Source organism: Micromonospora sp. NPDC023633, from assembly GCF_040640035.1.
Lineage (GTDB): Bacteria > Actinomycetota > Actinomycetes > Mycobacteriales > Micromonosporaceae > Micromonospora.
The window spans coordinates 1-20,586 of sequence record NZ_JBFABB010000030.1 but is presented as its reverse complement, the minus strand read 5'-3'; the positions used below and the strand labels follow the sequence as shown (position 1 = coordinate 20,586).

The window sequence follows — 20,586 nt, the reverse complement described above, 5'->3', positions numbered from 1 at the left end:
TCGCCCCGAGCAACACGGAGGGCGGATCCCCCGGCCCTCGGCGAGCCGCCGATCCGTCCGACAACCAGCCGGTCCCCCCGGCCCTGACCTCTGGAGCTCACCCACTCATGCGATCCCGCGTGACCCTGGTGCTCGCCGTCGTGGCGGTCCTCCTCGGTGGCGGCCTGCTCGTTCCGGCCGCGTACGCCCGACTCGCCGGCGACGACGCCGCGAGCGGCGGAAGCGGCGGCGGGAGCGTCGCGGCCCCCGCGCCCACCCCACCCCCGCCACCGACCCTGGCCGCTGGCCCGGTGGCGGTGGACTTCAAGGGCGAGTTCTTCTCGTGGGCCCTGATGGACCGGGAGAGCGGCGAGATCTCCGGGTCGAAGAACCTGGCCTCGACCAGCTCCACCGAGTCGATGATCAAGTCCTGGTTCGCGGCGGACTACCTCCGCCAGCTCGGCGACGAGCCGCTTCCGGCCGAGCGGAAGAAGCAGATCACCACCGCCATCCGGGACAGCAACGACGACGCCGCCAACGCCCTCTACGGCGCGGTGGGCCGGGCCGCGACGATCAAGCGGATGATCAGCACCTGCGAGCTCACCGACACCAAGCCGGGCAACGTGCCGGGTTACGTGGGCTGGTGGAGCTTCACCCGGATGTCCCCGCGCGACGCCGTCCGGCTCGGCGACTGCATCGCCGACGGCACGGCCGCCGGCCCCAAGTGGACGAAGCTCCTGCTGGACGAGATGAGCAAGGTCAGGGGCAGCACGGCCGCCAAGGACCAGAAGGCCCGGTCGGGCGGTGGCCGCTGGGGCATCATCGACGGTCTCCCCCAGTCGATCCGCAGCCAGGGCCCGGTCAGCATGAAGAACGGCTGGACCCCACTCAACTACGACGGCAACTGGCACGTGAACTGCCTCGCGGTCACCGACAGGTGGAGCCTCGCGGTGATGCTCCGCTACCCGCAGAAGAGCGGCCTCGACTACGGCGCGCAGGTCTGCGCCTCGGTCGCCAGCCAGCTCGTGACCCCGCAGCCGGGCGCCGCCCTCAAGGTGCCGCAGCAGCCCGCCGGGAAGCTCTGATGACGCGACAGCGCCGGGCCGGCGAGCCCGCCGACGCCTCCCCCGGCAAGCTCATCGCCATCGCGGTGGTCCTCATCGGCCTGGTGCTCGTCTCGCTGCGGCTGCTGCCGGGCTCGCCGTTCGAGTCCCGCGCCGCCGCCGAGTGGGGCACCCCCGCCGGCCCCGCCGAGCGCGCCACCGGAGCCCCGAGCGACCGCAGCTCGCGGCCGTCGCCGACGCCGAGCCCCACGCCGGAGCCGCTGCCGTTCCAGGCGAAGGACCTCGACCTGGACATCGAGGGCTGGTACTCCTGGAGCGTCCTCGACCGCCGCAACGGCGAGATCATCGGCTCGGACAACATGGACGAGACCAGCACCACCGCGTCGCTGATCAAGGCCTGGATCGTGGCCGACTACCTGCGCCGGGCAGACGACGCCGGCCAGACCCCGAGCGACGCAAAGCTCGCCGACGCCACGAAGATCATCCGGGACAGCGACAACACCCGGGCCGAGCAGTTCTACAACACGGTCGGCCGGTCCGCCGCGATCAGGCGGCTGATCTCCCTGTGCGACCTGACCGACAGCAAGGTCGCCGCCGACGGCGGCTGGAGCCGCACCGCGCTCTCCCCCCGGGACACCGCCCGGATGGGCGCCTGCATCGCCGACGGCCGCGCCGCCGGGCCGAAGTGGACCAAGTGGCTGGTCGACGAGATGCGGCTGGTCCGGGGCGCCGGCGACTTCGGCATCCGCAAGGCGTTCCCGGCCGCGGAGCGCAAGACCATCGCCATCAAGAACGGCTGGATCGACCGGACGCGGGAGCAGGAGATGCACATCAACTGCCTCGCCATCGGCGACACCTGGACGATGGGCGTGATGGTCCGCTACCCGATCGGCAAGGGCTACGAGTACGGCATGAAGAACTGCCAGAAGATCACCGAGGCCCTCCTCCGCCCCACCACCTAGACCCGGCCCCCGCCCGGTCGGTCAGGGGGCTCAGCCCATGAAGAAGGCCGGGCCGGAGGCGGGCAGGGGCGGGGCGGCGCCGATGTCGGCAGCGCGACGCGCGAACTCGCGCAGCCCGGCCACCTGGCGCTCGCCGAGGGAGAAGTCCAGCGCCCGGAAGTACGTCGCCAGGGTCGCCGCGTCGAACGGCTCCCAGCGCGCGGCCGCCTCGGCCACCTGGTCCAGTTCGGCCAGGCAGAGGTCCCGGGAGCGCAGGAACGCCTCGTGCACCTCCTTGACCAGGCCCGGGTGGGCGGTGGCGAAGTCACGGCGTACCGCCCAGACGGCGAAGACCATCGGCAGGCCCGTCCACTCCCGCCACGCCTGCCCGAGGTCGGTGACCTCCAGCCCACGCCTCGGCGCCTCGTAGAGGGCGCGCAGCGCCACGTCGCCGATCAGCACCCCGGCGTCGGCCTCCAGCAGCATCTGGGTCAGGTCGGGCGGGCAGCGGAAGTACTCCGGGTTCACCCCGTACCGCTCGCCGAGCAGCAACTGGGCCAGCAGCACGCCGGTCCGCGAGGTCGAGCCCAGCGCCACCTTGCCGTGGTCGAGCTCGGCCAGCGGACGGGTGGAGACGACGTTGACGGACAGCACCGGGCCGTCGCTGCCGACCGCCAGGTCGGGCAGGAGCAGCAGCTCGTCGGCGTGACGCAGGTACTCCACGTGGGAGATCGGGCCGATGTCCAGGTCACCGGCGACCAGCGCGGCGCTGAGCCGGTCCGGGGAGTCCTTGTGCAGGTCGACGTCGATCAGGGCGCCGGAGCGCATCAGCCCCCAGTAGATCGGCAGGCAGTTCAGGAACTGGATGTGCCCGACCCGGGGGCGTGCGACGTGCTCAGCCATGCCCCCGACCGTATCCCCGCCGCCGGGCGAGGGCTCAGTGGGCCGGGGTGGGAGTGGCCAACCCCGCATCCGCCGCCGGGTCGCCGCCCCGCCCCTCGGCCCGCGCGCCGGCCACCTCAGCCGGTGCGGCGGCCGACGATCCGGCCGGCGCGGATCCGGCCGCCGACGATCCGGACGCGGTCCCGCCCGCCCGGACGCGCCGGACGGACCGGGCGACGGCCGGCACGAAGGCCGCCACGACCAGCAGGCCGGCCGCACCGGCTGCCGCGATCAGGGGCCGCGGCGACAGCAGCGCCAGCATGGCGCCCCCGATCAGGTAGCCGCCCATCGAGCCGCCCTGCACCGCCGCGCCGTAGGCGGCGTACGCCCGGCCGCGCGACGCCTCCGGCACCCGCCGGGCGGTGAGCAGGTTGGCGAAGACGTTCTCCCCGCCGTTCGCCGCGCCCGCGACCAGCCAGAGCGGGACCAGCAGCGCGGCCGTGGGTACGGCGGCGGCGACGATCACCGTCAGGGAGATTCCGCCGAGCGTCGCGAGCACCCCGTACACCAGGGCGCCGTCGTCGGTGAGCCGGTGGGCCAGCCGGGCGCAGAGCCAGCTGCCGGGCAGCATCCCCGCCATCCAGGCGGCGCCGACCAGCCCGTACACGGTGGGCGAGCCGCCGAGGGTCTCCCGGATGAAGAAGACCTCGACCACGTTGATGCCGCCGACGGCGGTGATGACCGCGGCCGTGCTGAGGACGACGGCCAGCAGCAGCGGGTCGCGGCGCAGCCGCCACGCCGGGGCCCGTTCCGCCCCGGACGCGGGCGTGGTCGCGGCCCACCGGCCGCCCCTGCGGGTACGCAGCAGCAGGCCCGCGACCACCAACGCGAGGTAGCTCCCGGCGTCGATGAGCAGAGGTACGCGGGTGCCGAACTGCCCGACCAGCAGCCCGGCGAGCACCGGGCCGCCGAGCGTGCCCAGGGTGACGGCCGTCTGGCTGATCGCGCTCGCCCGGGGCAGGTCGCCGGGGCGCACCATCGCCGGCAGCAGCGCCGCCAGGCAGGGCTGGGTCACGGCCAGCCCGCAGGCGAGCAGCGCGACGAGCCCGATGATCAGGGCGGGGTCGTCGGCGAAGGCCAGCAGGGCGCAGACGGCGGCCTGGCCCAGGCCGGCGGCGACCAGCAGCGTCCGGCTGTCCGCCCGGTCGGCGAGCCGTCCGGTGAGCGGGGCGAGCACCACCAGCGGCAGGGTGGCCGCCAGCAGCAGGCCGGACACGGCGATGCCGCTGGCGCCGGCGGCCTGGAGGGCGAGCGCCAGGGCGGTGGCGGCGAGGAAGTCGCCGCACATCGAGACGCCCCGCGCGGTGGCGGCGAGCCAGACGTCGGACCAGCGCGAACCGGCAGTTGTGAAGGACATACTTCGAAAATAATCCTTCACAACTGATCGAATCAACCCCCTACGCCAGCGGCACCGCCCGGTACTGCACCGCCACCGTGCGCGCCCCGGCCGGCGGGTCCGCCTGGCGGTTCCGCTGCCGGTACGGCTCGAACAGCGCGCTCACCGCCTCGTTCAGCCCGGCCAGCTCGTCGGCGGTGAGCAGCAGCAGCGTGTCGCTGAACAGCGCGACCTCGTACCACTCGGCGGGCTCGTCGTCGGCGCGGCGCAGCCAGTCCCGGGTCCGCTCCATGTCCCGGGCCGCGTGCGCCTCCACCAGCGCCTGCTCGGCCGCACGCGCCTCCGGGCCGGCGGAGCGCCCCGCGTCGACCATCAGCCCCTGGCCGACCGGGCGCCACAGCCGCTCGCGCGCGTCCCCCCGGCTCGGCGCCTGCTCCACCAGGCCCGACCTCGCCAGCGCCCGGAGGTGGTAGCTGGTCGCGCTCGGCGACAACCCGGCGACCTCCGCGCACTCGGTGGCGGTCGCGCCGCCCTCCACCACGCCCAGGTGTTCCATGATCGCGATTCGGGCCGGATGGGCCAGCGCCCGCATCACCTGCGGGTCGCTGATCGTGATCCGGCGCTGTTCGGAACGCGCCTCCGTCATGCGTCCATGATTCCTGGTCGCCCGCCCGCCATGGGTCGGCGGCCGGTCGGCACCGGGGGCCGGCGGCGCCAGGGTCGAAATTCGGTGGAGCGTCGCGCGCCCGGCGCGTAGGCTGTCAGGTCGCTTGACGGCCAGGGTGAGGTGACCACCGCATCGGACGTCCCGCGCCGGGGGGCCGGCCCATCCGCCCGCCGGACACGCGAGCGACCGGCAGCTGACCCGACGGGATGCACCGTGACCGACCTCGATCTCGATTTGGACGCCGACCTCGCCGCCGAACGCGAGCACCTCGCCATCTCCCGGGCCGCCCTCGCCCAGATGCGGGAACGCGCCCGGGCCCTCTTCTCCACCGGCGACCAGGTGGCCGGCGACGCGTACGCGGCCGAGACGCTCGGGCGCACCCTGGCCCGCCGGGTCGCCGAACTCGCCGACGACCCCACCACGCCGCTCTTCTTCGGCCGCCTCGACTTCGGCCCGGCGGCCGGGGCCCCGCCCGCCGGCCCCGGCGACGAACCCGACGGGTGGCACACGGACCACGCCGGGCGGCGGTACCACGTCGGCCGGCGGCACGTCACCGACGACCGGGGCGAGCCGCTGGTGCTGGACTGGCGGGCCCCGGTCTCGCGGTCGTTCTACCGGGCGAGCGCGCGTGACCCGCAGGGCGTGGCGGTGCGGCGCCGCTTCGGGTTCAGCAACGGGATGCTGACCAGCTTCGAGGACGAGCGCCTCGACCGGGGCGAGGAACTCGGCACGACCAGCCGGATCCTGACCGCCGAGATCGAACGGCCGCGCGTCGGGCCGATGCGCGACATCGTCGCCACCATCCAGCCGGAGCAGGACGAGCTGGTCCGGGCCGACCTCGCCGACTCGATCTGCGTGCAGGGCGCGCCGGGCACCGGCAAGACGGCCGTCGGCCTGCACCGGGCGGCGTACCTGCTCTACCTGCACCGGGAGCGGCTGCGCCGGTCCGGGGTGCTGATCGTGGGACCGAACCGGGCCTTCCTGTCGTACATCGCGGCGGTGCTGCCGGCGCTCGGCGAGGTCGAGGTAGAGCAGGCCACGGTGGAGGACCTGGTCGGCCGGGTGCCGGTGCGGGCCGTCGACGACCCGGCGGTGGCCGCGATCAAGCACGACGCCCGGACGGCCGAGGTGCTGCGCCGGGCGGTCGACGCGCACATCGGCGAGGCGACCGAGCCGATCATGGTCTCGGACGGCTCGTTCCGCTGGCGGATCGGGCTGGACCCGCTGCACCGGGTCGTCGAGGAGACCCGCCGGGAGCGGCTGCCGTACGCCACGGGGCGCGAGCGCGTCCGGGCCCGGGTGGTGTCGCTGCTGCAACGGCAGGCCGAGGCGCGCCGCGCCGAGTCCCCGAGCGACGCCTGGCTGCGCCGGATGGGCAAGTCCACGCCGGTCACCGCCTTCCTCGACGCGGTCTGGCCGGCGCTCACCCCGGAGGGACTGGTGCACGCCCTGCTCACCGACCCGCAGCGGCTCGCCGCGGCGGCGGACGGGCTGCTCAGCGCCGAGGAGCAGGCGCGGCTGCGCGGGATCGCCGGCCCCGACGGAACGCCCGACCCGACGACCGCAGCCGGCGCGGCGGACGCCCCGCGCCCGGCGCGCCGCCCGGCCCCGACCGGAACGAAGCTCGGACGGTCGCCGAAGGCCACGAGGTGGACGGCGGCCGACGCCGTGCTGATCGACGAGGCGGCCGGGCTGATCGAGCGGCCGGGCGGCTTCGGACACGTCGTCGTCGACGAGGCGCAGGACCTCTCCCCGATGCAGTGCCGGGTCATCGCCCGGCGCAGCGAACACGGGTCGATCACCCTCCTCGGCGACCTGGCCCAGGGCACCGCCCCGTGGGCCGCCGCCGACTGGCGGGAGTCCCTGCGCCACCTCGGCAAGCCGGACGCCGTCGTGGTCCCGCTGACGGTCGGCTTCCGGGTGCCCGCCGCCGTGGTGGCGTTCGCCAACCGGCTGCTGCCGGCGCTCGCCGTCGACGTGCCCCCGGCCGAGTCGCTGCGCCGCGACGGCGCGCTCGACGTGCGTACGGTCGACGACCTGGCCGCCGCGACGGTGGCCGAGGTGCGCGCGGCGCTGACGTTCGACGGCTCGGTGGCGGTGATCGCCGCCGACGACGCTGTGGGCGGGCTGCGGGCGGCGCTGGACGCCGCCGGCGTCGACACCGCGACCGTCGACGAGCCGGCCGCCGCGGCGCGCGTCACGGTGGTGCCCGCGACCCTGGTCAAGGGACTGGAGTACGACCACGTCATCGTCGTCGAGCCGGCGGCGATCGTGGCCGCCGAGCCGCGCGGCCTGCACCGGCTCTACGTGGTGCTCACCCGCGCGGTCTCCCGCCTGGCCGTGCTGCACGCGCGACCGCTGCCCGCGCCGCTGGGCTGACCGGCGACCTGCCCGGCGCGCCGGGTCGACGGTTCAGCTGACGTTTCGTCCGATCCGCCCCGGGGCGCGGCGGGTCGGTGCCACGATTCCGGCAGGGGCGTGCCGCCGTGGCCGTCCCCCGCCGAGAGGGGTCGACGTGAGCACCGTCCCGCCGGGCACACCCTGCTGGGCCGACCTCGCCACCCCGGGCCTCGCCGAAGCGCGGCGGTTCTACCCCGAACTGTTCGGCTGGACCGGCCGGATCGACCCGGAGCCCGCGGCGGGCGGCTACACGGTCTTCCTGCTCGGCGGGCGGGCGGTGGCGGGCGCGGGCCCGCCGGCCGTGCCCGAGCAGGTGCCGATCTGGTCGACGTACCTGGCGACCGACGACGCGGACCTGGTGGCCGGCCGGGTCGAGCGGGCCGGCGGGCAGGTCGTGGTGCCCCCGTTCGAGGTCTTCGACCAGGGACGGATGGCGGTCTTCGCCGACCCCGCCGGGGCGACGTTCAGCGTCTGGCAGCCGATGGCGATGCCCGGGGCGGAGGTCTTCGACATCCCGGGGGCGCTCACCTGGACGGAGCTGGTCACCCCGGATCCGGAGGGCGCGAAGGTCTTCTACGAGCTGGTCTTCGGCTGGCACCCGGACGACCAGCGGGCGGGCCCGGTCACGTACACCGGCTGGCGGCTCGGCACCCGGATCGTGGCCGGCATGGTGCCGCCGCTCGGCGACGGGTTCCCCGCGGACACGCCCGCGTACTGGTCGGTGTACTTCGCGGTGGCCGACGCCGACGCGGCGGCGGCCCGCGCCGCCGAACTCGGCGGCAGCATCCTGGTCCCGCCGCAGACCACCCCGGCGGGCCGCTTCGCCGCCCTCCGCGACCCCCACGGCGCCCTCTTCAACGTCCTGACCCGCCCCTGACCCCCGTCGATCATGCAGTTGTGGTGGGCGGACCGCCCTGATTCGCGCCTTTCATGGGGCGCCACAACTGCATGATCGACGCAGCAGAACCGGGCGGGGGTCAGGAGCGGGGGCGGGGGCGGACGGGGACGACCAGGGGGCCGTGGTCGCCGGGGATGACGCGGACGGTGGCGCGGTACCAGGTGGCGAGAAGCTGCTCGGTGAGCACCTCGCGGGGGGTGCCGGCGGCCACCACCCGGCCGTCGGCCAGCAGCACCATGCGGTCGGCGTACTCGCCGGCGATGGAGAGGTCGTGCATGGTGGCGAGCACGGTCAGGCCGTGCTCGCGGCGCAGCCGGTCGACCAGCTCCAGCACCTCCTGCTGGTGGCCGATGTCCAGGGCGCTGATCGGCTCGTCCAGCAGCAGCAGGGTCGCGCCCTGGGCCAGCGCGCGGGCCAGGAAGACCCGCTGCCGCTCGCCGCCGGACAGGGTGGCCAGCTCCCGGTCGTGGAACCCGGTCAGGTCCAGCCCGTCGAGCACCTCGTGCGCGGCGGCCAGGTCGGCGGCGGACTCCCGGCCCAGTGGCGCGATGAAGGGGGTGCGGCCCAGCAGCACGTAGTCGAAGACCGACATGCCGGCCGGCACGACCGGGGACTGCGCCACCGTGGCGACCACCCGGGCGCGGTCGCGGCGGCGCAGCGCCTCGCTCGGCGTACCGAAGAGCGAGACGGCGCCCGGCGCGGGCAGCAGGCCGCCGACGGCGCGCAGCAGGGTCGACTTCCCGGCGCCGTTCGGGCCGATCACGGTGACCCACTCGCCCGGGGCCACGGTCAGGTCCACGCCGGCCAGGATCGGGGTGCCGTCCAGGCGCACGTGCAGGTCGCGCACCTCGACGGCGGGCACGGTCGTCGGAGCATCCTCGGCCGCCGCCTGCGAGGCCCGCGCGCGGCCTCCGCCCCCGGCCGGCTGCGCGGCCGGCACCCGTGCCGCGCTCACCCGAGCACCCGGCGGGAGGTACGCAGCACCAGGACGAAGAACGGGCCGCCGAGCAGCGCGGTGACCACGCCGATCGGGATCTCCGACGGGGCGGCGGCGGTGCGGGCCACCACGTCGGTCAGGGCCAGGAAGGCGCCGCCGAAGAGGAGCGAGAGCGGCAGGATCACCCGGTAGCTCGACCCGGCGAGCAGCCGGACGGTGTGCGGCACGATGATCCCGACGAAGCCGATCAGGCCGGACGCGGAGACGGCGGCGGCGGTGCCGAGCGAGGCGGCGGCGATGAGCAGGTAGCGGGACCGCTGCGGGTGCAGCCCGAGGCTCGCGGCCTCGTCGTCGCCGACGGAGAGCACGTCGAGCTCTCGCCGGTGCAGCAGCACCACCAGGGCGGTGAGGAGGAAGTACGGGAGCACCAGCCGCACGTCGTGCCAGCCGGCGGTGGCGAGCCGCCCGAGCAGCCAGGAGTAGACCTGCTGGATGCTGTCGGAGTTGCGTTGCAGCAGGTAGGTCTGCCCGGCCGAGAGGAACGCGGAGACGGCCACCCCGGCGAGGATCAGCGTGGCGGTGGAGCGGCCGCGCCCGCCGGAGGCGCCCAGCAGGTACGTCATCGCCACCGCGCCGAGCGCGCCGACGAACGCGGCCAGCGGGATGGTGAGCGGCAGCCCGGTCAGCGCGCCGCCCGCCCCGGCGCCGAGGGTGATCACCGCGGTGACCGCGAGCCCGGCCCCGGCCGCCACGCCGAGCAGGTACGGGTCGGCCAGCGGGTTGCGGAACACGCCCTGGTAGCAGCCGCCGGCCAGGGCCAGCAGCCCGCCGACCAGCAGCCCGAGCACCACCCGGGGCAGCCGCAGCTCGGTGACGATGGCGATCTCCCGCTCGGTCAGCCCGCTGTCGACGCGTACCCCGGGGATGAGGTTGAGCAGCTCGGCCGCGACGCTGCCCGGCGGCAGGCTGACCGGGCCGAGGGACACCCCGGCGACCAGCGCGACCAGCACCGCGGCGATCCCGGCGACGAGCCAGCGGGGCCGCAGCCCGGCGGGCCGGGACGCGGGGAGCGTCCCGGCCGGCCGGGCGGGCGGTGCCTTCGCGAGCGGACGGCTCATGGACGGGTGCGGGTCACGCGGGGACCTTGGCGGTCGCGTCGACGATCACGCGGAGCAGCTCCACCACGCGGGGCCCCCAGCGGGAGGCGACGTCGTCGTCGAGGGCGACGATCTGGTTGTTCTTGACGGCGGTGACGCCGGCCCAGCCGCCGCGCGCCTTGACCGTCTCCGCGCTCTGCTTGCAGCACTTGGTGTCGGCGAGGAAGACGAAGTCCGGGTCGGCCTTGACGATGACCTCCTGGGAGAGCTGCGGGTAGCCGCCCTGCTTGCCGTCGGCGTCGGACGCGTCGGCGATGTTCTCCAGGCCCACCATCGTGTAGAGCGAGCCGATGAAGGTCTTGCTGGTGGCCGTGTAGAGCTCCGGGCCCAGCTCGTGGAAGTAGGTCAGCTTCTCGGAGCGCTTCGGCAGGTCGGCGACCAGCTTGGCGATGTCGTCCTTCATCCGCTTGGTCACGTCGGCCGCCTCGGTGGCGTGGCCGGTGAGCGCGCCCAGGTCGGTGATCTGCCGGTACGAGTCGTCCAGCGTGGTCGCCGCCGGGGTGAGGTAGACCGGGATCTTCAGCGTGGTCAGCTGCTCGACGATCTTGTTGCGGTCGTCCGAGATCACCACCAGGTCGGGGCTCTTGCCGGCGATCGCCTCAGCGTTCGGGGAGAAGCCGGAGAGGTCGGTCTTCGGCGCGTCCGCCGGGTAGTTCGAGTTGTCGTCGACGGCGGTCACCTGCTTGCCGGCGCCGATGGCGAAGAGCATCTCGGTGGCCGTCGGGGAGAGCGAGACGATCTTCTCGGGCCGCTTGTCGAGCGTGAGCTTGCCGACGGTGACCGGGAAGGCGGCGCCGGCCGAACTGGCGCCGGCGGCGGGGGTGTCGTCGGAGCTCTTCTCGGCGCACGCGCCGAGGGCGAGCGCGGCCACCGCGAGGGTCGCGGCGAAGAGCCGGGGGGTACGTCTGAGCACGGGTCCTCCTGTCGGTCGAGGAGCGTGGTGCTTCGCCGACAGGGAGCGGGGCGCCCGTCCGCGAGGCGCCCTTCCTCGAGAGCGCGTGTCGCGACCACGGACGCAGGCGACCTGGCTCGTCCCCGTCACGCTCCGGCGCGGCCGGGGTGGCGGGACATCACAGTTGCGGGACAGCGCCGGTGTCGCACCGGCTTCGCTGCGCGTGGTCGGTAGAACGGTAGCGCACGCCCCGGACGTGCCTCGTCGATCCAGGGCGCATCGGCGCTCGTTGATCGCCAACGGCAGCGATATGCCCTGGATCGACGTCTGCTGGCCGGTGGTGGGGCCCCGCCGGGGGCGGAGCGGGGCCCCACCGGGTCAGGAACTGGTGATGGTGACGTTGTCCACAGCCGCCTCGACCAGGCTCGCGCCCGAGGCGTCCGCCGCCTCGACCAGGATCCGCACGGACTGACCGGCATACGGGGTGAGGTTGGCGTTCGCCACCGCCCAGGCGCCGTTGCGGTTGGTGGCCGCCCCGGACTGGGTGAACAGGGCCGTGGTGCCGCCGTTGTGCACCACGCTCACCCGCAGGTAGTCGGCCGACGAGGCGTTCGAGCCGTGGGCCAGGTACCAGGCGAGGGAGAGGGTCAGCGTGCCGCTCGACGGCAGGGTCACCGCCGGCGACCGGGCGCTGGTCACGCCGCCGTCGAGGTCGTAGTCACCGGCCGCCGCGCCGGCCAGCGGGCCGGTGACGAGGTCGTTGGCGCCGGCGTACGGGGCGAGTTGCTTCGCCCCGCTGGAGGTGGTCGCCTGGGCGGCGCCCCGCTCCCACGCCCCGACGGTCGCGGTGTCGGTGCCGTTCGGGTTGATGGTCCAGCCGGTGGCCGTCTCGAAGGTGTCCGACCAGACCGTGGTGCCGCCGCCACCGCCGCAGTACTGCGCCTGCTTGCCGATCGCCCGGTACGGGCAGTCGGCGTACTCGCTGAGCAGCAGGACCGCCTCCCGGTTCCGCGAGGTCTGGGCGGGGATCACCTCGTCGGGCGGGTAGAAGCCGCCGCCGGTCGCCGAGCCGGGGTACATCTCGAAGGTGTACGCCCAGATGCCGTGCTGGCCCCACATCCAGTCGATGCTGTCCCCGTCGGTGATGTAGAGGTCGCTGGACTGCTGCGGGGTGTAGCCGTTGGTGTTCGCCATCTGCTGGCCCAGCGTGGCGAAGGTGTTGTACTGGTCGGCGGTCATCCCGGTGCCGGTGTTGTTGTACGTGTAGCCGAACGGCCAGAGCACCAGCTCTGAGTACGTGTGGAAGTCGATGTTCGCCTTGATCTGCTGCGTGCCGCCGACGACCCGGCTGTTGACGAAGTTGCGCAGCGCCGCCGTCTCCGGCGCGGAGAACGCCGACGGGCCCCGGTAGGTCTCCGACGAGGTCGAGCCGGACGAGCCGCCGCAGCAGCCCCACTGGTAGGACCAGTTGCGGTTCAGGTCGGTGCCGACGTACGTCGAGCCGCTGTTCGGCTGCCGGTTCTTGCGCCAGGAGCGGTAGGAGCCGGTGGCGATGTCGTACTCGCTGCCGTCCGGGTTGACCGTCGGCACGATCCAGATCTCCCGGGTGTTCACGATGTTGGTGACCCGGGAGTCCGTGCCGTAGCTGTCGGTGAAGAGGTTGAGCAGGTAGACCGCCATCTCGACGGTCAGGTGCTCGCGGGCGTGCTGCTGCGAGTTGAACAGGATCTCCGGCTCGCTCTCGTCGGTCGCGACGTTGTCGGAGATCTTCACCGCCATCAGGTCCCGGCCCTCGTACGAGGAACCGATGCTGATCTTCCGCGCGATCCCGGGGTGGTCGGCGACCACCTTGTTCACCGCGGCGGTCAGCTCGGCGTAGTCGTGGTAGTTGGAGTCGGCCGGCGGGAAGGCGGCCGTGCCGACGTCCCCCTCGGCGTGGCTGTGCCCGTGGTCGTCGGCCGACGGGGCCGGGACCGCCTCCAGCCGGAAGCCGAGCCGGGTGATCGCCGCCGCCTCGGCCGGGGTGGCCGAGACGTTCAGCACGCCGTGCTCGACGAAGTCGATGGCGGCGCCGGTGCCGGCGACGGCGGTGCGGTCGTCGACCGTCCGCGGGCCGAGCACCCGGTAGGACGCCGCCGCGGAGTCGGCCCGGTCCGGGGCCGGTCGGGCGGTGGCCGGCGCGGCGGCGACCGTGAGCAGACCGAACCCGGCTGCTACGGCGACCGCCACGCGACGGCGGAGGGTGGTGTTGCGGAAGGCCATGGACAACCTCCTCGGGGGGCGGGAGGAGATCCCGCTCGGTGGAGGACACTCCACCACCGCTCACATGGTCATATCAACATCCATCGCTGCCCAGTTTTCATGCCATCCTGATCCTCACACCGGCAAGGATTTTCCAACTGCCGACCTCTGGCGAAAGTTCCTTCCGAGCGGGACACTGACCTGCAACGATCCGTCCGTCCCTGCGGAGGACCCATGGCCAGACAACGCCTGCGCACGGCCGCCCTCGCGGCCGCCACCGCGCTCACCCTTCTCGGCACCGCAGCACCCGCCGTCGCCGCGCCCGTCACGGCACCGTCGACCACCCGCCCGGTGGTCCACGACGAACAGATCACCTTCCAGGACTGGTCCCGCTACCCCGAGTGGCGTCGCGGCACCCACGCCGGCACCCGGGCCGTCCCCGGCCCCCGGCCGGGCGTGACGCTGGCCCGACCGGTCGGCACCACCGACTACACCGACCCGCACACCGGCGTGACCAGGAGCTGGGAGTACGGGACCTGGACCTCCCCGGTCACCCAGATCGGCTTCGACGCCACCGAGCTGATCGCCTCGTGGAACGCGGACACCCCGGCCGGCACCTGGATCCAGGTGGAGATGCAGGGCACCTACAACACCGGCACCCAGACCAAGTGGTACGTGATGGGGCGGTGGGCCTCCGGCGACGCCGACATCAAGCGGACCAGCGTCAACCGGCAGGGCGACCCCTGGTCGACCATCTGGACCGACACGTTCAGCATCGACGACGCCTCCGTCGGCGTGCTGCTGCGGGCGTACCAGCTGCGGCTCACCCTCTACAAGGCCCCGGGCCAGCACGCCGCGCCGGTCGTCCACACGGTGGGCGCGATGAGCTCCCACGTGCCGGACCGGTTCACCGTCGAGCCGAGCGCCGGCGGCATCGCCTGGGGCAAGGAACTCGCCGTGCCCCGCTACTCGCAGAACATCCACACCGGCCACTACCCCGAGTACGACGGCGGCGGCCAGGCCTGGTGCTCCCCCACCTCCACCACGATGGTGATCGAGTACTGGGGCCGCAAGGCGTCCGAGGAGGACACCTCCTGGGTCGACCCGACCTACCCGGACCCGACGGTCAACCACGCCGCCCGGATGGTCTACGACTACCAGTACGACGGCGCCGGCAACTGGCCCTTCAACACCGCGTACGCGGCCAGCTTCCCGGGTCTCGAGGCGCGGGTCACCCGGCTGCACTCACTGGACGAGGTGGAGCGCTTCATCGCCGCCGGGATCCCGGTCGTGACCAGCCAGTCCTTCCTCGCCAGCGAGCTGGACGGAGCGAACTACGGCACCTCGGGCCACCTGTTCGTGGTGGTCGGCTTCACGGCCGACGGCGACGTCATCGTCAACGACCCGGCCTCGTCGAGCAACGACGTGGTGCGCAACGTCTACAAGCGTGAGCAGTTCGAGCAGATCTGGCTGCGGACCAAGCGGACCAACGCCAGCGGCGGGGTGTCCGGCGGCTCCGGCGGCGTCGTCTACCTGATCAAGCCCACGTCGAAGCCGTGGCCGAAGGTCGCCGGCTCCACCAACTGGTGACCTGACACGACCCGATTGTTCGAGGGGTCCGCGTCGCCCGGCTCAGCCCGGCGACCCGGGCCCCTCGGCCGTTCCCGGCCGATCCCGGCGTGGTGCACTTCACGACCGACAGCCTGGTCAGCGATGCCTCGTCCGCGACCTGGAGCGCCGGCCGCGGGGTCGAGAGCGTTGAGTTCCAGGGCCCGACCGGGCAGGCTCGGTTCGCGTTGGCGCGCAGCGTCGCGACGCTCGACGGGCTGCAACAGACGATCTCGTCGGCGGGGCGACCCCAGCCGCCGGCCGATGTGCGAGTCGGAGGCCGCCCGGGGGTCGCTTGGTTCGATCCGTCCGGCGACACGAAACTGTGGTTCGTCCGTTGGCAACCCGTTGACGGGCTCTGGGCTCAGCTCGACATCTACGCGACCGGCCGCGACGAGGCGACGGACGCGGCGAGTCGGGTCCGGTTCGACGGTGCCCACCGCTGCGTGGTGCCGTTCCGCCTGCAGTCGCTGCCGCCAGGCGGGCGGCTGCTCGGATGCTCGGTCACGCTTCTCCGGTCGGAGCGTGACTCCTTCAGAGAGGCCTCGCTGGTGGTAGGTGACGAATCCGGTCGTTGGCTAACGGTTCGGGCGCAACCCGTGCCGGGCCACGACCCAAAGGCCGCCGACCTCGTCGCGGGCCCTACCGGGCGCGCCGGCAGGGCAGCGACGTGCTGGAAATGTTCGTCAAGCCATGCGGCGTCGAGGCGTTCCTCAAGGGTTGGGGGAACGGCTATACCGAGTCGGAAGGCCTGACGGTTCTGAGCGGGTACCAGCCGGCCCGCGACCTCGACCATCCCGACACCTGGTGACACCACCCCCGGCGTCGATAGAGGCGTTGGAGGATCCAACCATTCGCTCATCTGCGAGGGGCCTGCGGGAGTCGGACAGGACACCGGCAGGGTCGTCGGCGGACTACACTCGGTAAGCCATCGAGGGAGGCGAATGTGGCGGACTGCTCGAAGTGTGGCCGGTCAAAGAACTACTCAGGCGAATGCATGTACTGCTGGGGGCGGGAGGCAGGAGATGACATAAACGCAGGGGAACCCATTCGCCTTCCGAACTCCGACTCGAGGCGCGACATAAATACCGGGCAGACTTACCACCCGAAGAGTTCCGGTTGCCTCGTGCTCGCCGTACTCACACTGTCGCTGTCCGGGCTGATCCCCGGCGTGCTGCTGATGTGGCACCTGGCGATCTGACTGTCCGGCCGCCGGACGCCCTGGTCAGGGTCTGTCAGAGCGGCCGTGACCCACTGACAGACCCATGTCGGACGCGGTGGGTGGGCCGGTCTCAGCGAGCGGCGGTGAAACGCCTGGGCGACGGTGGCCACGGCGTCGTGCGGGCTCGTTGACGTCAAGCGCTAGTTAGGGGGCGTCTCCTGGTCCTCGTCCTCGCCGGCGAGGGCGGAGCGGAGGCGCTCCTTCTCGGCGCGACGACGCTCGGCGGCGGTGGCCATCTCCTCGGCCATCTCGTCCCGCCAGCCCTTCAGCAGGAAGAACGACAGGGCGGCCGAGAAGGCCAGCGCCACCATCAGCTTGATGAAGATGTTCAGCTCGACCAGCCAGAGGGCCGCCAGCACGGCGACGAACAGCCCGATCCGGCCCAGCGTGTACTTGACCGCCGCGCTCACGTTCCGCACTCCGTTCTCCGCCGCCGGGCCTCCCGGCGGCAGGTTCAGCCCGTCCGGCGGGCCAGCCAGTGGACGCCGTGGAACCAGACCACCGCGTACCCGAGGGTGAAGGTCGCCGCCCCCAACCCGCCGGAGAGCAGCGGCGGGAGCCCGGCGGCGAGACCGGCCACCACCAACCCGGCGACCACCCCCACCGCGGCGGCGGCCAGCGCCGCCACCACCCGGGCCGCGCCGAACTCCCAGGCGCGGAAGTCGTCCCAGAACAGCCAGGCCGGCAGGATGATCGCCAGCCAGCCGTTCGACCGGCCGAAGTCGCCGCTGCCGATCAGCGCGAACGCCCAGTCGAACAGCACCACCGCCAGCACGCCGATGACCAGGCCGGCCAGGCTCACCCCGAGCAGGTCGCCCAGGGTGAGGATGCGCCCCTCGGCGTCGCGCCGGGGAAACCCGCTCCGCTGCTCGGTCATGGCCTACGAGGGTACGGGCCGGCTCAGGCCCAGACCTGCTGCGGCTCGGCGCGGCGCTCGGCCAGGGACGGGGGGGCGTCGTACTCGCGGACCACCTCGTAGCGGGTGTTCCGCTCGACGGGGCGGAAGCCGGCGTCCCAGATCAGGTGCAGCAGGTCGTCCCGGTGCATCGTGTTCGGGGTGCCGTACGAGTCGGCGTCATGGGTGATCTTGTATTCGACGACCGAGCCGTCCAGGTCGTCGACGCCGAAGTTGAGCGAGAGCTGGGCGACCGACAGCCCGTGCATGACCCAGAAGCACTTCACGTGCGGGACGTTGTCGAAGAGCAGCCGGGAGACCGCGAAGGTCTTCAGCGACTCGGCCGGCGAGGCCATCGTCGTACGGGCCTGGATCCGGTTGCGGATCTTGCCGTCCGCCGAGTCGACGAAGTCGTGCTGATAGCGCAGCGGGATGAAGACCGCGAAGCCGCCGGTCTCGTCCTGCAGCTCACGCAGCCGCAGCACGTGGTCGACCCGGTGCCGGGGCTCCTCGATGTGGCCGTAGAGCATGGTCGCCGGGGTCTTCATGCCCTTGCTGTGCGCCAGGGCGTGGATCCGCGACCAGTCCTCCCAGTGGCAGGCGTGGTCGACGATGTGCTGGCGGACCTCCCAGTCGAAGATCTCCGCGCCGCCGCCGGTCAGCGACTCCAGGCCGGCGTCCATCAGCTCGTCGAGGATCTCGTCGGCGCTCAGCCCGCTGATCTTCTCGAACCACTGCACCTCGGTGGCGGTGAAGCACTTGAGCTTGACGTTCGGCAGCGCCGCCTTCAGCTCACGCAGCACCTTCGGGTAGTAGCGCCAGGGCAGGGTCGGGTGCAGGCCGTTGACGATGTGCAGCTCGGTGAGCTGCTCGTCCTCCATCTCCTTGGCCTTGCGGACCGCCTCGTCGATGCGCATCGTGTAGGCGTCCTTCTCACCCGGCTTGCGCTGGAACGAGCAGTACGCGCAGGAGGCGGAGCAGACGTTGGTCAGGTTGAGGTGCCGGTTGACGTTGAACATCACCCGGTCGCCGTTGAGCTCGGTGCGCCGGTGGTGCGCCAGCCGACCCAGCCACGCGAGGTCGTCGCTGTCGTAGAGGGCGATCCCGTCCTCGCGGGTCAGCCGCTCGCCGGCGTACACCTTCGCTTCGAGCTCACGCTTGAGTCCGGCGTCCATCGAAAGCCACGTCCCTTCCACCTGCGGTAGGAATCGAGCGTACGTCGGCCCGCCGACGCCACCGCAGCATGGTCGGCCCCCGTGCGCCCGCTCACCGAACTCTCAGGCTCCCGTTACCTGCCACGCATCGACATCGCTGCGTGGGTGCGGTAAGACAGGGTGGGACGTTCGCCACACGCTGGTAGCGTCCCCACGGCCGCGCCCACCCGGCGCGGCCACTCACGCCGGACGGGGAGCGGAATGGTCGACAGTGGGCGCGGGCGACGGCAGCGACGACGGAGCCCGGTGATCTCGCCGGTGCTGCGCCCGGCGCTCTGGTCCGCCCTGCTCGGCGCCGTCGCCGCCACGGTCCTCGCCAACCCGGTCCAGGCCGACCCGTCGCTGCCCACCAGCGTCCCGGACACGGGTTCCCGTCCGTCCTATTCCGGCCAGCTCCAGCTCCCCGGCGGGGTGCCGGTCCCCGGGCTGCCCGGCGCGGTTCCGGGGCTGCCGGGCGCGGTCCCCGGCGTGCCGGCCGGCAACGTCGGCAACGGCCCGCTCGCCGCCCAGATCTACGCCGCCGAGGCCCAGGTCGGGCAGCTCCGTGACCAGTTGCTCCTGCTCCAGCAGAAGCGCACCGAGGCCGAGGCGCAGCGCGCCACCGCCGAGCGGGACCTCGCCCTCGCCCGGGACGCGGTGGCCCGCGCCCAGGAGGGCGCCGACGACGCCGCCGCGGGCGCCTTCAAGGCCGCCGCCGCCCTCCCGCCGGGCGAGTTCGCCAACGACCTGCACGAGCTGAGCCGGCTCTCCCGGATCATCCGGGGCGAGAAGGCCGAGGGTGGCACCACCGCCGCCGAGGGCGAGGTGTCCCGGGCCCGCGCCGGCGAGCAGGCGGCCAGCCAGTCGATGGTCTCGGCCGAGTCCCGCCTCACGGGGGCCAAGGCGGAATACGCCGCCGGCGAGAAGGCCCTGCGCGATGCCGAGAAGAAGCTCGACAAGCTGCGGCGGGACAACGCCGCGCAGCTCATCGAGATCGAGCGCCAGCAGGAGGCCGCCGAGCAGCGCCTCGGCGCCGGCTATGTCGGCAACGAGACCGCCAACGGCCTGGCCGCCCACCCGACGGCCCTGAAGGCCCTGGCGTACGCCAAGGCACAGCTCGGCGACCCCTACCTGTGGGCCGCCGAGGGGCCGGACCGGTTCGACTGCTCCGGCCTCATCTACGCCGCCTACCGGTCGGCGGGCTACCACGGGCTGCCCCGGGTCTCCCGCGACCAGTACTACGCCACCCGGTCCCGGACCGTGTCCCGCACCGCGCTTCTCCCCGGTGACCTGCTCTTCTTCGCCTCCGGCACCAGCTGGACGACGATCCACCACATGGGCATGTACGTCGGCGGAGGCAAGATGATCCACGCGCCCACCACCGGCGACGTGGTCAAGATCTCCACCGTGCGCTGGTCGCGCCTCTACGCCGCCACCCGGGTCATCGGGGCGGTGCCCGCGCCGGTCAGCACCCCCTCGCCGACGCCGACGCCGACCAAGCCGCCCGCGACGAAGCCGCCGACGACCAAGCCGCCGACCAGCCCGAAGCCGACCCCGAAGCCGACCTCGCCGTCGCCGAGCCCGTCGACGTCGCCGTCGACCTCGCCGTCGGCGACGCCCACCGGCTCCCCCACGGCCACGCCCAGCACGTCGACCTCGCCGTCGCCGTCGCCGAGCAGCTCGGCCAGCTCGTCGCCGAGCGGGGCGACCGGCAGTGTGGCGCCGACCACGGCGCAGAGCAGTTCCGAGCCGGCGGGCAGCACCTCGGCCACCGCCTCGGCGAGCACCGGCAGCTGACCACGGCCCTCGCCGGGCCCGCCGACCGGATCGGATCGACACCGCCCCCGGAACGCGCTCCGGCTGTGCCGCCGGGCCGGAATGTGGCACGGTGACAGACAGGCACGCCCGGTCCGACGTCGCGGATCCGGGCGCGAGCGTGCGCGGAGGGCGAGCATGGCCGAGCAAGAGGTTCCGGCGGAGCCGGTCGACCACGGATCCACGCCCGACCGGAGCCGTGCCGAGGCACCGCATCCCCTGACGTCCGGCGGTGCCCCGTCGGCGACCGCGCCCGGCGGCGCAACCACGTCGGAGCCCGGCTCCGCGGGGCCGTCCGGGTCGTCGCCCGAGCCGCCCGCCGACGACGTACGCCGACAGCCCGCCGCGCCGGCCCGGGGCCGGGTGTCCGTGGCCACCGCCGCCGCGCCCGGTGAGGGC

The 20,586-nt window shown here is 73.4% G+C and carries 17 protein-coding genes, 1 pseudogene and 1 riboswitch; of the genes and pseudogenes, 8 read left to right on the top strand and 10 right to left on the bottom strand.

What is annotated here, in order from left to right; translation table 11 throughout:
• The first annotated feature begins 107 nt into the window (after positions 1–107).
• Both AB0G13_RS12300 and AB0G13_RS12295 read left to right on the top strand, forming a co-directional pair.
• Positions 108–1,064, top strand: a complete 957-nt coding sequence (locus tag AB0G13_RS12300; RefSeq protein WP_357872673.1) for a hypothetical protein — start codon at positions 108–110, stop codon at positions 1,062–1,064.
• Positions 1,064–2,005: a hypothetical protein gene (locus AB0G13_RS12295; RefSeq protein WP_357872670.1), complete on the top strand. Its 942-nt coding sequence runs from the start codon at positions 1,064–1,066 to the stop codon at positions 2,003–2,005. The genes AB0G13_RS12300 and AB0G13_RS12295 overlap by 1 nt, the downstream gene beginning before the upstream one ends.
• A 30-nt stretch (positions 2,006–2,035) precedes the next feature.
• On the opposite strand, the gene AB0G13_RS12290 is transcribed toward AB0G13_RS12295, so the two are convergent.
• Genes AB0G13_RS12290 through AB0G13_RS12280 form a run of 3 tightly spaced genes read right to left on the bottom strand, consistent with a single transcriptional unit; the run spans position 2,036 to position 4,908 of the window.
• The gene (locus tag AB0G13_RS12290) at positions 2,036–2,887 is read right to left on the bottom strand and encodes a menaquinone biosynthesis protein (protein ID WP_357872668.1); all 852 of its coding nucleotides are present in this window, start codon (positions 2,885–2,887) and stop codon (positions 2,036–2,038) included.
• A gap of 34 nt (positions 2,888–2,921) precedes the next feature.
• Positions 2,922–4,283, bottom strand: coding sequence for an MFS transporter (locus AB0G13_RS12285; RefSeq protein WP_357872665.1), 1,362 nt, complete (start codon positions 4,281–4,283; stop codon positions 2,922–2,924).
• A gap of 40 nt (positions 4,284–4,323) precedes the next feature.
• On the bottom strand, positions 4,324–4,908 hold the full coding sequence (locus AB0G13_RS12280; RefSeq protein ID WP_357872662.1) for a helix-turn-helix domain-containing protein: 585 nt from the start codon (positions 4,906–4,908) through the stop codon (positions 4,324–4,326).
• 234 nt (positions 4,909–5,142) lie between these two features.
• Between AB0G13_RS12280 and AB0G13_RS12275 the strand changes: the two genes are divergently transcribed.
• Both AB0G13_RS12275 and AB0G13_RS12270 read left to right on the top strand, forming a co-directional pair.
• On the top strand, positions 5,143–7,308 hold the full coding sequence (locus AB0G13_RS12275) for an AAA family ATPase (RefSeq protein WP_357872659.1): 2,166 nt from the start codon (positions 5,143–5,145) through the stop codon (positions 7,306–7,308).
• A 136-nt stretch (positions 7,309–7,444) separates the two neighbouring features.
• On the top strand, positions 7,445–8,206 hold the full coding sequence (locus AB0G13_RS12270; RefSeq protein WP_357872656.1) for a VOC family protein: 762 nt from the start codon (positions 7,445–7,447) through the stop codon (positions 8,204–8,206).
• Between the two features lie 100 nt (positions 8,207–8,306).
• Here AB0G13_RS12270 and AB0G13_RS12265 read toward each other — a convergent pair whose 3' ends face one another.
• The 4 genes from AB0G13_RS12265 to AB0G13_RS12250 form a co-directional block, all read right to left on the bottom strand.
• On the bottom strand, positions 8,307–9,089 hold the full coding sequence (locus AB0G13_RS12265; RefSeq protein WP_357872758.1) for an ABC transporter ATP-binding protein: 783 nt from the start codon (positions 9,087–9,089) through the stop codon (positions 8,307–8,309).
• A gap of 89 nt (positions 9,090–9,178) precedes the next feature.
• Positions 9,179–10,282 (bottom strand): iron ABC transporter permease, encoded by a 1,104-nt coding sequence (locus tag AB0G13_RS12260; RefSeq protein WP_357872654.1) that lies wholly within the window; start codon positions 10,280–10,282, stop codon positions 9,179–9,181.
• A 13-nt stretch (positions 10,283–10,295) separates the two neighbouring features.
• A complete protein-coding gene (locus AB0G13_RS12255; RefSeq protein WP_357872651.1) occupies positions 10,296–11,234 on the bottom strand; it encodes an ABC transporter substrate-binding protein in 939 nt (312 codons plus the stop codon).
• Positions 11,235–11,344: 110 nt separating this feature from the next.
• Positions 11,345–11,426: riboswitch (cobalamin riboswitch) on the bottom strand.
• A 165-nt stretch (positions 11,427–11,591) separates the two neighbouring features.
• On the bottom strand, positions 11,592–13,475 hold the full coding sequence (locus tag AB0G13_RS12250; protein ID WP_357872648.1) for a M14 family zinc carboxypeptidase: 1,884 nt from the start codon (positions 13,473–13,475) through the stop codon (positions 11,592–11,594).
• A 213-nt stretch (positions 13,476–13,688) separates the two neighbouring features.
• On the opposite strand from AB0G13_RS12250, the gene AB0G13_RS12245 reads away from it, so the two are divergent.
• Positions 13,689–15,044 carry a C39 family peptidase gene (locus AB0G13_RS12245; RefSeq protein WP_357872645.1) on the top strand — a complete coding sequence of 452 codons (1,356 nt, stop codon included), beginning with the start codon at positions 13,689–13,691 and terminating at the stop codon, positions 15,042–15,044.
• A 688-nt stretch (positions 15,045–15,732) separates the two neighbouring features.
• On the top strand, positions 15,733–15,873 hold the full coding sequence (locus tag AB0G13_RS12240; protein WP_357872642.1) for a hypothetical protein: 141 nt from the start codon (positions 15,733–15,735) through the stop codon (positions 15,871–15,873).
• A gap of 551 nt (positions 15,874–16,424) precedes the next feature.
• Here the strand turns inward: AB0G13_RS12240 and AB0G13_RS12235 are convergent.
• From AB0G13_RS12235 to mqnE, 3 genes are read right to left on the bottom strand one after another with little or no spacing between them, the layout of a single operon-like run.
• On the bottom strand, positions 16,425–16,694 hold the full coding sequence (locus AB0G13_RS12235; RefSeq protein WP_357872640.1) for a DUF4229 domain-containing protein: 270 nt from the start codon (positions 16,692–16,694) through the stop codon (positions 16,425–16,427).
• A 44-nt stretch (positions 16,695–16,738) separates the two neighbouring features.
• Positions 16,739–17,161 carry a hypothetical protein gene (locus AB0G13_RS12230; protein WP_357872637.1) on the bottom strand — a complete coding sequence of 141 codons (423 nt, stop codon included), beginning with the start codon at positions 17,159–17,161 and terminating at the stop codon, positions 16,739–16,741.
• A 23-nt stretch (positions 17,162–17,184) separates the two neighbouring features.
• Positions 17,185–18,354 (bottom strand): aminofutalosine synthase MqnE, encoded by a 1,170-nt coding sequence (gene mqnE, locus AB0G13_RS12225; protein WP_121397115.1) that lies wholly within the window; start codon positions 18,352–18,354, stop codon positions 17,185–17,187.
• A 240-nt stretch (positions 18,355–18,594) separates the two neighbouring features.
• Here mqnE and AB0G13_RS12220 point away from each other — a divergent pair, with 240 nt between their 5' ends.
• Together AB0G13_RS12220 and AB0G13_RS12215 are read left to right on the top strand one after the other, a co-directional pair.
• Complete coding sequence (locus tag AB0G13_RS12220; protein WP_357872634.1) at positions 18,595–20,169, top strand: NlpC/P60 family protein; 1,575 nt, start codon at positions 18,595–18,597, stop codon at positions 20,167–20,169.
• Positions 20,170–20,325: 156 nt separating this feature from the next.
• Positions 20,326–20,586 (top strand): annotated as a pseudogene (locus AB0G13_RS12215) (hypothetical protein); the annotation flags it as partial.